We start from the raw sequence: 12,212 nt of genomic DNA, 5'->3' as shown, positions 1-12,212 counted from the left end.
AAAGGGAAAGCGCTGGCACATCACCCGCAGGGTGTAGCCATACAGCAGGGGGCGGACCTGGCCCTGCACTCAGATGCGGGTGTAGTTGTCCGCCGCCTCAAAGCGCAGGATCTGCCCCATGGGAACGGGTCTGCCCAGCCCGCGAAAATGCAGACTGGGCAGGGGCGTAGGCAAGCGCCTGGTACTAGTCATGGAAGGGGGAGCGATAGGACAGGCAGATTAGGTAGTGGCAGGCCCTCACCCGGCATGGGTGGCATTCGCCGGGTGAGCTCCCGGTTGATCAGCTGTAGCGTATGGAGGCAAATGGCCTGCCCCAGGGAAGAGCGCTCCAGGCGAATGGCCCGCTCGTAGTGCCCCCGGCAGTCCAGCAGCGTGGCCAGGGGCAGGCCTTTGATCTCCTCGGCTAGGCTCATAGGGGCTTAACCTTGATTGAACTTGGTGTACAGGGCCTGGGTGGCCGCCTGGGTAGCCTGGTGCTCGCTGCCCGTGGGGGGCGTCTGCAACAGGGCCGGGCCGGGGGTGGCCAGCTCGGGCTGCATGGCCAGGTGCGCTTTCCACCACTTGTTCATGCACTCCGCCCCGTGCCTGGGCAGCATCGAGCGGCAGAAGAGCTGCAACTGCTCCTGACTCCCGAAGGTGTACTTGGAGTGGTCCAGCTCGGGAAACCAGACCTTCTTGCGGGCGTTGCCGGGGCGGTGCTGGGGCGGCTGGCCCGTGGATGTGAGCACCTGGTAGATCCCGTTCAGGTGCGTCAGGATGGGCTCGCACTGGGCCACCCAGCTGTGGGCCTTGAAGCCACTGCGGTACAGAACCAGGATACAGATCTGCTGCTCCTTGGGAATGCGCAAGGTTTGGCCCGAGGGCAGCTGGGTCAGATTCTCATACAGCCGGATCTCATCGCTCTTGGGCAGATACAGCGAGAGGGGGTTGCCCAGCTTGCGGATTAATAATTCCGCTTTGTTGGTGAGTTCAAAGCCCTGGCCCTTGCTATAGCCCTCCATCAGGGATACCCGGTTGGTGCCGTCCTGGGTCAGGTCGATCTCCCAGCGGTAGGTGCTGCTGGCGGGGTCGGACTTGAACTTAAGGGGCGAAAAAGCGCGGGGTTGGGGGCGATTGGAGGCGTTTGAAGCGGTCATGATTGCGTTGATTTTTCCGGACGGCGCCGGGGTTGTTTTTTTGATTTTTGGGGTCCTAACGTTTACAGAGTAACCCAAGGCGTAACCCAGAGGAACTACGGAGTAACTTCTGTCACATTTGTTCCAGGACAAAGGCTCTCCTAACCGAATAACTGCGGTTTAGGCGGTAAGAAAACCCGGCTTGCTTGCCGGGGCATAGGGGGATTGGTCAAGCGCTAAAGGGTTGATCTTGAGCGGTATAGCGGGATTAAGCCAGGCAGCTGCTTGCAATCAGCATGGGGGCTTGGGGAGGGCGGTATGGTCCTTAGCGGGAGGGCGGGGGGCGGGAGCAGGCGGTAGTCATACAGAGCAGGGGGTAGTTAAACAGGGCTTAGGTAGTCAGGGGGGCAATGATCGGGGCGTTGGACTGGGATGAACAGGTCAGAACTGAATCTTGTGAGAAGCGCTAGGCAATCAGCTGGCGGGGTACGTTCCTGACGCAGGCTAGGTGGCGCAGCACCAGGGCGGGCGCTGTGCCTTCCAGGATGGGGACGCTTCGAAGCTGCTCCTGAACGATCTCGTAGGTGATCAGCGCGTGGGAGATCTTCACCCAGGCCTCGTGAGTCAAGACCACCATGCCGTACTCCTGGGGGACTAATTGCTCCACCACCGTGAGCAGCCTGGGGGGCACGTAGGTGGGCTGGCGATCCAGCCAGCGGAGCATGTCCTGATCGATCAGCCGGCGCACGGTGGCCAGCGCCTGAGGGCAGACAAAGTGGGTCTGCCAGCGCTGGGCAGCATCGATCACCGTGGGCGGGATAGGGGAGGCCACAGGGCCGGGGGCAGCGATGTGCTGCTTGACGAACGTCTTCAGCAGGGAGTGGAAGGTAGCCATGACTCAGAGGCGGTTAGTCGTCAGCAGAAAGTGGATCAATTCATTCTGGGCCAGCAGCCTATGGAAGCGGGCCAGGATGGGCAGCAGGAGCGGGCGCTTACCCGGGTCCAGCCAGGCCTGCACGTAGGCCAGGTAGAGCTCCACGTCGGGGTTGTACTTGACCATGCCTAGTAGCTGAGTCGTGGGCTTGCCAAAGCCGTCCAGCTGGGGCTCCTCCGTAAGTCTGCGCAGCTCGCAGGTATGCTCGTCCAGGTGCAGCCAGTGCAGGGCCTGACTGGCTACTGATTGGAGATTGGGGTCCACCGCCTCCACGTAGGGACAGATTGGGCTCATGGCAGGTGCTTATCCAGGGGATTCTTACAGGCACTTCTCAGGGCGGGAATCACCAGGGAGGCGACCAGCAGCCCGATGACGGTTAGGGCCAGGGTGCTCATATGGTGGGCAGGGGGATCTTGGCCAGCCATAACACTTGTTCGTAGTGATCGATCAGGGCGTTCAGGGGCACGGATAATAAGTGTGCGTCGGGGTCCTCGCTGCTGACGACCAGACTTTCCAGGGGGTCCAAACTGATCTCCACGGCGCTGAAGGGGCGGATCACAAGGCTCATAGGCTTGCCCTGCTGCCAGTGCAGGCGCTGGGCGTACAGCGTGCGCAACCGGCGCACTACCAGCTCCAGGTCAGGGTCCTGGCTAGCCAGGACTGTGCGATTGGCGGCGCTGGGCTTAAGGTGTGGGCTAGGCATGCGGATTGCTCTTAATTAAGGTGAGCTGATCCCGCATGAGCATGTCGTAGAGGGTGGCGCTGGTGGGGGAGCCGTGGAGGCGTTCCCGCAGGCGGACTTTGGCCAGGTTTTGATAATCTTGGATTTGCTTGAGGCGGCTGAGTGAGCCGCTTAGTAGCTGCCCTTGGGACACAAGGGGGCTACGTACTACATTTGTACGATTCATTAGACCGAATCAGTTTATCGCCCCGGTTCTGTGTGCTAGACAGGACTGGGGCTTTTTGTCAAAGGATAGTAAGCTTAATCAGTTAATTGTTCATTCGACGTAGCCGCTAAGGTGATTGCGTTGGTGATCATTCCGGCACAGAAACCATGTCTCTTATTGAAGAGAGCGACTTCGCGGGCAGCTTTTACGACGTCTTTATGCCGTTTAGCGGTAGGGCGCTCGAAAGTCTTATAAGCGTTATGGTATTTCAACCCAGTAAGCTGGGCGATTCTTTCCCAGTCACCCTGACGTAAGTGCGCCTTGATTTCCTTCACCGTCTCCATGTACCTTTGTCGAAATATTTAGACAAACATAAACCTTATAGTTTATATAAGCAATAAGGTATATAAAAATTTAATAAATATACCCTAAAATAGTTATGACAGGACAGTACGTGAAAGGGAAATTGGAGGCGGCGGGGGTACCACTAGCGACTTTGGCTCGCAACTTAGGTATTAGCCCTCAGAGCCTTCAAAAGAGGTTGAACGTAGAAGATATGAAGGTTGGTGTGTTAATGGAAATAGCTGAGGCGGCAGGAAAAAACGTTTACTTTTTTCTTGAGCCTAGCTCTGCGGCTATCCAACAACAAACTAGTGTGAAAGGCACTTCTCGAAATGCCCAGGCAATTATTAAACAAACCAATTTACCAGCCACACCTGTAGACAATGCGAAGTCAGAGGCAGACTTGGCAGATTGTCAACAACGTTTGCAAGAGAAGGACCAGATCATCGCAGATTTAAGACGGACTATCTTGTTATATGAAGAGCTTAGTAAGAAACTTGGCTGATATAAGTGAGATCAAAAGGTTGTAAGGCCTATTACTTGCATATAGGTATCGCTTATCAGCTTATATGTTTACAACAGGTCCGAAGGCATACTTGCTACAAAAGCATTATAGGGTGAACTTGTATCTTTGAAGTTGGTAAAGAGGATTAGATCAATGACAGAGCAAAACGTTAAGCAACAGGTAGCAACTTTAATACGAGAAACTCGTAAGGCAAGGGGATTGACTCAGAAAGAGTTAGGAGAAAAATTAGGCGTTGCTAAGAACACTGTGACTGAGTATGAGCGCGGTGAGCAGAACCTGACTATCGACACATTGGACAAAATATTCGCTGCTCTCGATAAAGCAGTATTTATAGGGCTAAAGGAATAGCTATTTTTTTACTCCGCAAGGTAGTATATATCCTACCTTCTGATTATATTTGTAATACCGAAAGGCAACAAAAAAGCCCCAACGCTTCCAATCTTGGCAGGTCGTAGCGGAGGGGCAGGTAATTCACTCAAACCATACGTTCAAATGAACACGGTACAAAATTACGCCCATTCTATGGGTGGTGCAACTCCTATTGAGTCTATTGCTCAAACCTTACAGCAACAGTTAGAGACCCTGCAAAACGTGGTGTTGACGCTGGGCAACCCGACGTTTAGAGCAAAGTATAGCTATGTAGCCACGGCGAGCGAGCAGCAGTTGAGCCAAGCGCTTGCCGAGGTAATCGTGGAATTAGACCCGCTGCTTGTAGAGGCGTTGGCTTAGGAATAGTGCAGCTGACCGGTTTATTAGTCTCAAAACTAATCGATTAGTAGATGAGCTTTTGAGTATAGCTTCTAAGATACAACCCTAGAAAGTACAAAACCCCACCCTTCAAGAGGTGGGGTTTTGTGGCGACGTTATTAATTAGACTTATCTCAGAATTGAGGTAGACTTAACAAATTGTCCTTCTGAGTCGAGTCTGGTTTTGTTTTTATGTACTCTCTACCTGCTGCACTCTTTTGATACGTCACAGAAACTTGTGTGCTGCCTACTTGAACATAGAAAGAATAGCCGTCTTTCAGGTACTGTACTACCTGTGCCACAGTATACTGAAACGTAATGGTGCCATTTGTATGACTTCCCTTTATGTCGGTAATATGCTCTACTTCACTACTGGCGTTAGGCTTGCGAATGTGTGTAATACGGTTTGACATCTAGATGTTTATTTAAGGGTAACTATGATAGATCTTCAATTGCTGCTACTGGAGCATCTCTTTTAACAGCTTCAATTCCATTCTCTCTAGCGGCAGAAGTGGTATAGTTCTCACTTCTTCCTATGATCTCGCCGTTCGAAGCTTTCAGATTGAAAGTGTAGTTAGCTGTACCGTTTTTGCGTTCATACCGAAAATCGTATGGGGCGTTAGCTTTAACCGAGGCAATTGCAACTAAACAAGACTGCTTCGACGTGTAGCCTTCGCCACTCAGAATGGGTTCACTATTGACCGCCCGCAACCTGTAGTAGTACTGGCTATTGGCTAATGACTTGAAAACTTGAAATTTTGGATATACTACCATGGCGTTGTTTGAATGTGGTTATACTCTAGTATGTTAACGAGTTGCTATTTTTTGCAGGTAGCTGTAAAAAAAAAATTCTCGATAACATACATAGATACGTGGCATGCCAGCCTATGATCGAGTAGATAGAACTCGCGCTACGCTTTCGCGCTCATGACTCTAGCTATATTGTAGCTGCGGTTTTATACCTGCTTATTGTACATTGATTCTACTTTTAAAGTGGTTTTACGATAGCAGTCGATTATTGTGTTAATTTAAAACCGCGCCAAGCCTAAATTTTATGAATGAGATAAAAACAAATAAAGAATGGGAAGACTTATATGAATGCCTTTACATTTTCACTGACAAACTATTAAAAAATAGAATGTGGTATAAGAAGCTAGATGATTCGTCGTTTATAAAAGGCAAACAAGTACATGATTATGTATCTGAAGGCATTGAAAGATACATGTTTAATCCAGAAAAATATAAGCCTGAACTAGGTTCGATTCAAGATTTTATAAAGTTTCATATAATAAGAAACCTAGTTAGAACAGATGTTGTTTCATCAGAGAATACCGAAACATTAGATATATATTATAATTCATCTGAAGATGAGAGTGACAGTAACTATATTGAATCTTTATTCCCGTATTTGGAAAATTATTTTGGGGATAAAATAGACTATGAAACTGTAACTAACCATATTAATTCAGAAATCGAAGGTAATACGATATTAGAAGAGATATTTTTAGGAATTACCTCAGATTTAAAAAGAGGAGATATAATAGAACAATTCAATATGAGCGAAGCCGAATATGATAATGGTATGAGAAGGTTAAAAACTGTTCTAAAAAATACCGCCACTAAATTTGGCCTAAAACGACAAGTAATATGAATTCGAACTCGAAACAAAACAAATCAGATTTCTTTAAGTTAATCGTAGCAGATTTAGAATTTTCGCACTGTAATAGGCAAGAATCTGATAGATATTTAGCCGATGAAGGCCTTAACCGAGATTCAATTATAAATGAAGGCATGAAACGTGTGAAACAGATGCGTTTAAAGATGCAGTCATTAAAGACTCAGGAAGAAATGAATTCAACTGAATACATTAAAAATAAAGCTATTGTTTGGGTTGAAGATCTTCTAAAGAATGTTAATTTTTCATTTCCTGAATTCGCAATATCAGAGAAGTTAATTCTACATAATCGTAATATTGAATCTTTCACGGAAGAAGATATTAAGGTTACCTTGGTTAAATATTTTTATCTAAAATTTACAGAAAACGAAGATAAAAATGTTAACGAATAACAAATTCACTAAATCTGAATTAGTTGCTAAATTAGTCTTAAATGAATGTGGACTGGATGACCCAACTTCTATGCCTATTAAGTCTATAATCCTGGGCAGGCGCGCATTTTATGAAGAAGTACCATTAACAAGTAAAGAAGGGGAAATAGTATCAGTAGGAGGTCGTTCTATAATAACTATAAATTCAAACATTACGTTTGAATCAAAGAAAAGATTTGCTGCTGCTCATGAATTAGGTCACTATGAAATGCATAAAGATTTGTCTCCTATTTTTGCAGATACAGAATATGATTTAATCAATTGGTATAAAGCTGGGCCTCAAGAGGTAGAAGCTAACGAATTTGCAGCTGAGTTTTTAATGCCTACGGAAATTTTTTATAATGAATGTTTTTCTAAGAAGTTTGGACCACACGTTATCACTCATCTTGCAGAGAAATTCAAAGTAAGCAAAACAGCAGCAATTTTAAAGTTTGTCAAAAGAGGTAATCATCCTGTCTGTATAGTTTATTGTAAAGACAATAAAATGAAATGGTGGAAAACATCTCACGACTTCAGACCTTTTTTAGAGTTTAAATACGATGAGCATCCACCTATTGGTTCTGTTGCTTACGAAAGCTTCACAAAAGGTAAAGTATACTACTCAGATGAACTAAAACAACAAATCTGGAAGTCAGATTGGTTTAAGATGCGCTATGACGAACAAGATTCTACTTTCTATGAGTACTGCCTATTTGTGAAATCGTATGGTTATACAATAAGTATTATTTGGGAAGATTAATATGAATAAAGCTTATTCCTTCTAACCCAAAAACCTGTTTAGAAAGTATTTTCACAATCTGGCTTGACGCATAATTTCTTAGCTGTCATTGCTATAAACCGACTTGTCTAGCGATGAGCCGGTTTGTTCGTTTATAGATGGATGCGTTCGCAGGTTAACACAGCCAGCTTGCCACAAACGAATGATACAACTATGTATATCATATGTTACTGTTAGCTACCGCTTACGAAAGCAGTTGATTTTTTTGTCTACTATTATAAGAAATATGAAAATATAGTCCCTAATTGTGCCACACTACCCCCCTTCCCCTAAATCACACACATGAAGCAGTATGTACCCAATTTAATTGCTGAACGCTACCGAGTACTACCCGACTACTTCAAACAAGGAAATACCTCCCAGGTAGAAAAAGTTGACTCCGCTGGCGCACTGCTTTGGAATGCAGGGAGTATTGCGCTACTCTTTGCTGCTTTGATGGTGATACAAGTCCATCAAGGCTTTGCGTTGGCCTTATGCATCTTCGCCTTTCTCACCTCTGACTGGGGAAAACGCCTCCTCGAGCGTGGCCTGCGATTTGTTTTCACCTCTAGGCTCAAAGCCATTACATTAGGAGCGGTAGGGCTACTGGTAGTTGGTACCGGCATTCAGTACCAAGGGCGCGTTGATCAAATCAATGAGCATTTGCGACTGGTTATGCTAGCCAATCTGCAAGAACAGCAGGCAGCCCAGCGCCGGGAAACGCAGCGGCTAGATAGTCTGCGTAGCTATTTGACTGCTGCTGAAGCGCTGTCAAACAAAGGGGCTTATGCTAAATCCATCCCTCTATACAGACAGGCTACGCGCTTTGTTACGTCTAAGGAACCTGTACAGCAGCGGCAAGTACAACTAAATCTGGCAACAGCTTACGCACGGACTAAACAGTACAAATTAGCGATTGGAACGTATAACGAGATGGGCGCTTTAGATGGCGATATGCTCTACCAACAGGCGCTTTGTTATCAGTGTATAGGCCGGAAATCGGAGGCTCTGGACAACCTGCGGCAAGCCTCCAAAGCAGGCCATGAATCGTCCGCTCAGCTTTATGAAAAGCTAAACCCGCTGATACGCAAGGTTTCTTATTACCAGACAGTATGCTGCGATGGAAGTTACAGCCCCTCCAATGCCAAAGGATCTGGAGCCTGCTCGCACCACGGCGGCGTTTGTAACTGGAACCTACCCATCTACGAAACTTACCGTAAATATGAAGTCAACGATTTTTGAAGCCCGTCCTCTAGTAGAACAAAGCTTGATGCAACGAATACTGGGGCAACGTCCGTCCCAGAACGCGGTGATTGAGCTGAATAATCTCTTGGCCACACAGCCCATCGAATCAATCACACCTGCTGATTTGACAGCCATTGAGGCAAAATATGGCCTTCAACTGAATCAGTATCAACTCAACCTGGAGGAGTTCTACGCCGTTCACTTGAATTACAGGCTAGGTGCTCCCCAACTACGCCTTGAGGAACTAAGCGATATAGTTCATCTGCAAACGATCTTCCAACTCCCTATCTCCTCCGTTCAGCAACTACATAGCCTGATTGGTGAAGGCGTTTACCGGAGACAAGTTGAGCAAGCTATTCAGTATGGATACATTAATGAAGCGGACAAAGAAGCTCTAGCGAAGCTGAGTCAATGGTTGTCGCTTACCACTGAAGCAGCTGACCGAATATACAGCGATGTTTGTCAGTCCTTTTTATCCAGCCTAGTTGATGAACTTGGAGCCAAGGCCCGGCTTAGTCCAGATAACCTTCGGCGATTGAATAAGGTTAGCCAGGGTTTTGGCGTTAAACCAAGCGCCCAAATCAAGCAAATCATGGATCGTTACGGGCGTTATTGGACTATCGAATCCATGCCATTGCCAGTACTTGAGGTGGGCATACCTCTACAAAAGTCAGAGCGTTGCTTCTTTCAGACCAGCGAGGTAAACTGGTTTGAAGAACGAGCTACCATTCGCCGGGCAAACTATACAGATCATTATGAGCAGTATCAATCTTTCGATAGTGTTGATTTGGATTCTGTCAAGGTGCCAGTGCAAAAAGACACATTCGCTATTCTAAAACTAATCCATACAGGTCGTCTTTACTTGACCAACAAACGGTTACTTTTTGAAAGCCGCGAGAAAACGACTGTAATAAAATTTGAGTCTATTTACGCCATTAAAACCTATAAGCAGGGCCTACTTATTCGCAAGGCAACGGGTAAGGATGTGTTACTACTTATGGCGCAGGACGCTGACCGTTTCACCTTGATCTATCGTCAGCTACTTTCCGGTTTACCTAGTTAGTAATTCCATGAGAAACCACTGTATTCTATCCCCCTTTTAAACCAAATTACTAATGTCCTCACACCTCTATACCCCTATCCTGGTCAGCAAAGAAGGCGAGCTAATTGCACTCTCCTATTTACTCCCTGATCAGAAAGACAATACAATTCCTTTAATCCAGCTAATTCCCGATGCTAAAGAGGATAGAGTTAAAGACTATGTTCAAACCAGAATCAAGCCTTTAGTTGATTCCTGGTCTTTTCCGGGTAACAGAATTTATCTGGATAGTAGCTATTTGCAACAATATGAATTTGGTGTTACCCAAGATTTTTTTAACAAACTTAAAAACAATGGCATCAACATTATTCCAGTTGTCTATCCTGACTCCGCTGATTGGATATTAAGCTTTTACAAAGATTTTTTAAGCCACGGTATTTGCTTAAGAATTAGAAATAATAACATAAATGCCCAGACTATAATTAATTCAATTAACAGAATAAAAAGCTATTTTTCTATTGATAGTAGCAGTATAGATTTAGTTATAGATTTTGGAGTTGTAACAGCCTCTCACGAAGCTAGCTATGCTAACTCACTGGAACTTATAGCACTTCGCTTAGCCAAGATAGAGCCGATTAGACAATGCATTATGGGGGCAGGCTCCTTTCCAGCTGACTTGACTAAGTTTGTGTCAGATACGAAAACGCCTATTACCCGGGTTGAATGGACACTGTGGAAGAATGTCAAGAATTTTGAAATTGGAAGTAGTCGTTTAATTTATGCAGACTATGGTAATGCGCATCCGAATTACGATTTAGAGGCCGTAAAACATCAGGGAACCTGTTCAATAAAATATACGACAGAGAATCACTTCGTTATCTTTAGAGGCCAAAGGGCGCAGGATCATGCTTTAGCTATGGGTCAGTACAGAGTGAAAGCAGCAGAGTTATTACAAGAGCCGTATTATTCAGGACAAAGCTTTAGCTGGGGTGATCAGTTTATTACGGATTGTGCCGAGGGCAGAGAAGGGCCCGGTACACCAGCTATTTGGGTCAGAGTGACCCAGAATCATCACTTCGTAAAGACGTTAGAGCTTCTTCGGAAGGGGTAAATTTTGACTCTTTCCAAGCACTTCTTTCTTTCAAGTATTGCCGAGTGTATTCACATAAACGATCAACAGGTACATTTTCGGCTAAGTGCTGCCAAAGTAACCAACGGCGTTTCGTGCGCATGCCTTTTGCCAAGTCTAATTTAACAAGCAGATTAAGCGCCTCTTCCCGCCATAATAGCTGAGCTACCGAGAACGCATCAATATTTGTGTTCCGCTCACCTTCGCGTACAATTGTCTTTAGAATCTTACCATCCTTTTCATAAATCAACCAGATAGCCCACCAGTACGGAACAAGTGAGGCTACTCTATGTACATATTTACCATTTACTACGATAGTCGCATAGTCAAACACTTTATTGTAGTGCGCTACCTGTTTTGGTAGGCGGACTAGCGTGTCAGCATCACTTTTTATTTCAAAAGCATGAAGGGAACCATTGATAACAGCTACATCAATGACTGATTGACCGTTACAAACGCCCAATTCATCGACAACGATAGAATGCCCATCTTGCTTGTAGTGGGCAAGAAATTGATTGTGAAGAGAATGCCTTATATCGTAATCGCGCATAAGTAAGTTATACCGCAAACATAAGTTCCACTCAACGAACCACTACTGCTTCAAGGTATAAATATCGAAAAAATGCCTGTCTGGTCTTCTTTATCGGTGCTTGCTTATTACATTAACCAGTTTCCTTAGAGATATTACAGTCTGAACTTATCGCACTTCACCTCCTACTTTTCCTTTCTTTACATATCTTCAACGGACGTCTTTGGAACGCTACAGAACAATCTATAGCTTGGTATAGCCCTGAGCCATTCATAAAGTCTACTTATCAGGCCAGGTTCTGAAGCCGTTTTTACAAAGAGCGGGCATACCCGATGAGCCGATCACCGGCAGCAACTTTCCATCATTTATAGCGTCCGATTAAAGTTAGCGAAGCAAAGGGGGATAGTAAATACTCGCAGGCAGGGGCTTTATCCACCAATAAGTAGCTCACTCAACGAATTGGTATGACTACGCTTCTCACGCCCCTGGCCCGCCTGGCAGCCCTGATAGGGCTGCCCCTCACGCTGCTCACCGCCTGCTCGAGGCCCGATCTCCCCGAGGCTGACTTAGGGACGCCAGCCCAGTACACGCTCAAGGGACGCCAGCCCAGTACACGCTCAAAGACATTCGGTATTTCCTGGCTCAGGGCGAGGGTGTCGATACGACGATCCGGCACCTACCGGGCGCAAGCGTGCAGAATCCAGGTAACCTGGTTGCTACCAGGCAAGTGGAGGATGGCTTTGGGGAGCTGGTAAAAACCTCCCGCTTCACCCTGGAGGGAACAGGCCAGCTGCCCGCCGACGTAGACCTGAGCAGCCTCCGGCTCCGCGTACCCCACCACTGGTATGGGAACGGG

Annotated in this window: 20 protein-coding genes; 9 read left to right on the top strand and 11 right to left on the bottom strand. The window is 46.4% G+C overall.

The features are described 5' to 3' along the window. Nucleotides 1-69 precede the first annotated feature (69 nt). The 8 genes from J2I46_RS33255 to J2I46_RS31985 all read right to left on the bottom strand — a co-directional run bounded on the left by J2I46_RS33255 (nt 70) and on the right by J2I46_RS31985 (nt 3,280). Nucleotides 70-192, bottom strand: a complete 123-nt coding sequence (locus J2I46_RS33255) for a hypothetical protein (RefSeq protein WP_262898079.1) — start codon at nt 190-192, stop codon at nt 70-72. Further along, nucleotides 189-413: a hypothetical protein gene (locus J2I46_RS32015; RefSeq protein WP_207333193.1), complete on the bottom strand. Its 225-nt coding sequence runs from the start codon at nt 411-413 to the stop codon at nt 189-191. Before J2I46_RS32015 ends, J2I46_RS33255 begins: the two co-directional genes overlap by 4 nt. A 6-nt stretch (nt 414-419) precedes the next feature. Continuing rightward, nucleotides 420-1,136, bottom strand: coding sequence for a hypothetical protein (locus J2I46_RS32010; RefSeq protein WP_207333192.1), 717 nt, complete (start codon nt 1,134-1,136; stop codon nt 420-422). A gap of 445 nt (nt 1,137-1,581) precedes the next feature. After that, nucleotides 1,582-2,010, bottom strand: coding sequence for a hypothetical protein (locus J2I46_RS32005; RefSeq protein ID WP_207333191.1), 429 nt, complete (start codon nt 2,008-2,010; stop codon nt 1,582-1,584). Between the two features lie 3 nt (nt 2,011-2,013). Continuing rightward, nucleotides 2,014-2,343 carry a hypothetical protein gene (locus J2I46_RS32000; RefSeq protein WP_207333190.1) on the bottom strand — a complete coding sequence of 110 codons (330 nt, stop codon included), beginning with the start codon at nt 2,341-2,343 and terminating at the stop codon, nt 2,014-2,016. A 97-nt stretch (nt 2,344-2,440) separates the two neighbouring features. Then, nucleotides 2,441-2,752, bottom strand: coding sequence for a hypothetical protein (locus tag J2I46_RS31995; RefSeq protein WP_207333189.1), 312 nt, complete (start codon nt 2,750-2,752; stop codon nt 2,441-2,443). Next, entirely contained in the window at nt 2,745-2,957 is a 213-nt protein-coding gene (locus J2I46_RS31990; RefSeq protein WP_207333188.1) for a hypothetical protein, read from the bottom strand. Before J2I46_RS31990 ends, J2I46_RS31995 begins: the two co-directional genes overlap by 8 nt. Nucleotides 2,958-3,031: 74 nt before the next feature. Beyond that, entirely contained in the window at nt 3,032-3,280 is a 249-nt protein-coding gene (locus J2I46_RS31985) for a hypothetical protein (RefSeq protein ID WP_207333187.1), read from the bottom strand. Between the two features lie 95 nt (nt 3,281-3,375). Between J2I46_RS31985 and J2I46_RS31980 the strand changes: the two genes are divergently transcribed. From J2I46_RS31980 to J2I46_RS31970, 3 genes are all read left to right on the top strand, one after another. After that, nucleotides 3,376-3,783, top strand: coding sequence for a hypothetical protein (locus tag J2I46_RS31980; RefSeq protein WP_207333186.1), 408 nt, complete (start codon nt 3,376-3,378; stop codon nt 3,781-3,783). A 153-nt stretch (nt 3,784-3,936) separates the two neighbouring features. After that, the gene (locus tag J2I46_RS31975; protein WP_207333185.1) at nt 3,937-4,152 is read left to right on the top strand and encodes a helix-turn-helix domain-containing protein; all 216 of its coding nucleotides are present in this window, start codon (nt 3,937-3,939) and stop codon (nt 4,150-4,152) included. A 144-nt stretch (nt 4,153-4,296) separates the two neighbouring features. Beyond that, nucleotides 4,297-4,533, top strand: a complete 237-nt coding sequence (locus tag J2I46_RS31970; RefSeq protein ID WP_207333184.1) for a hypothetical protein — start codon at nt 4,297-4,299, stop codon at nt 4,531-4,533. Between the two features lie 152 nt (nt 4,534-4,685). Here the strand turns inward: J2I46_RS31970 and J2I46_RS33635 are convergent, their stop codons facing one another. Further along, entirely contained in the window at nt 4,686-4,964 is a 279-nt protein-coding gene (locus tag J2I46_RS33635) for a DUF3892 domain-containing protein (RefSeq protein WP_207333183.1), read from the bottom strand. A 22-nt stretch (nt 4,965-4,986) separates the two neighbouring features. Further along, the gene (locus tag J2I46_RS31960) at nt 4,987-5,325 is read right to left on the bottom strand and encodes a YegP family protein (RefSeq protein ID WP_207333182.1); all 339 of its coding nucleotides are present in this window, start codon (nt 5,323-5,325) and stop codon (nt 4,987-4,989) included. A 280-nt stretch (nt 5,326-5,605) separates the two neighbouring features. On the opposite strand from J2I46_RS31960, the gene J2I46_RS31955 reads away from it, so the two are divergent. The 6 genes from J2I46_RS31955 to J2I46_RS31930 all read left to right on the top strand — a co-directional run bounded on the left by J2I46_RS31955 (nt 5,606) and on the right by J2I46_RS31930 (nt 10,809). After that, entirely contained in the window at nt 5,606-6,202 is a 597-nt protein-coding gene (locus J2I46_RS31955) for a hypothetical protein (protein ID WP_207333181.1), read from the top strand. Continuing rightward, the gene (locus J2I46_RS31950; protein ID WP_207333180.1) at nt 6,199-6,618 is read left to right on the top strand and encodes a hypothetical protein; all 420 of its coding nucleotides are present in this window, start codon (nt 6,199-6,201) and stop codon (nt 6,616-6,618) included. Before J2I46_RS31955 ends, J2I46_RS31950 begins: the two co-directional genes overlap by 4 nt. After that, a complete protein-coding gene (locus tag J2I46_RS31945) occupies nt 6,605-7,396 on the top strand; it encodes an ImmA/IrrE family metallo-endopeptidase (RefSeq protein WP_207333179.1) in 792 nt (263 codons plus the stop codon). The genes J2I46_RS31950 and J2I46_RS31945 overlap by 14 nt, the downstream gene beginning before the upstream one ends. Nucleotides 7,397-7,717: 321 nt before the next feature. After that, complete coding sequence (locus J2I46_RS31940) at nt 7,718-8,656, top strand: hypothetical protein (RefSeq protein WP_207333178.1); 939 nt, start codon at nt 7,718-7,720, stop codon at nt 8,654-8,656. Further along, on the top strand, nt 8,637-9,722 hold the full coding sequence (locus J2I46_RS31935) for a hypothetical protein (protein ID WP_207333177.1): 1,086 nt from the start codon (nt 8,637-8,639) through the stop codon (nt 9,720-9,722). Before J2I46_RS31940 ends, J2I46_RS31935 begins: the two co-directional genes overlap by 20 nt. A 52-nt stretch (nt 9,723-9,774) precedes the next feature. Beyond that, nucleotides 9,775-10,809 (top strand): beta family protein, encoded by a 1,035-nt coding sequence (locus tag J2I46_RS31930; protein ID WP_207333176.1) that lies wholly within the window; start codon nt 9,775-9,777, stop codon nt 10,807-10,809. Here J2I46_RS31930 and J2I46_RS31925 read toward each other — a convergent pair. Then, a complete protein-coding gene (locus J2I46_RS31925; RefSeq protein WP_207333175.1) occupies nt 10,751-11,377 on the bottom strand; it encodes a sce7726 family protein in 627 nt (208 codons plus the stop codon). The two genes, J2I46_RS31930 and J2I46_RS31925, sit on opposite strands and share 59 nt — an antisense overlap. Nucleotides 11,378-12,212: the final 835 nt, after the last annotated feature.

The organism is Fibrella forsythiae, assembly GCF_017353175.1.
Taxonomy (GTDB): Bacteria; Bacteroidota; Bacteroidia; order Cytophagales; family Spirosomataceae; genus Fibrella; species Fibrella forsythiae.
This window is presented reverse-complemented; position numbering and strand designations above follow the sequence as displayed.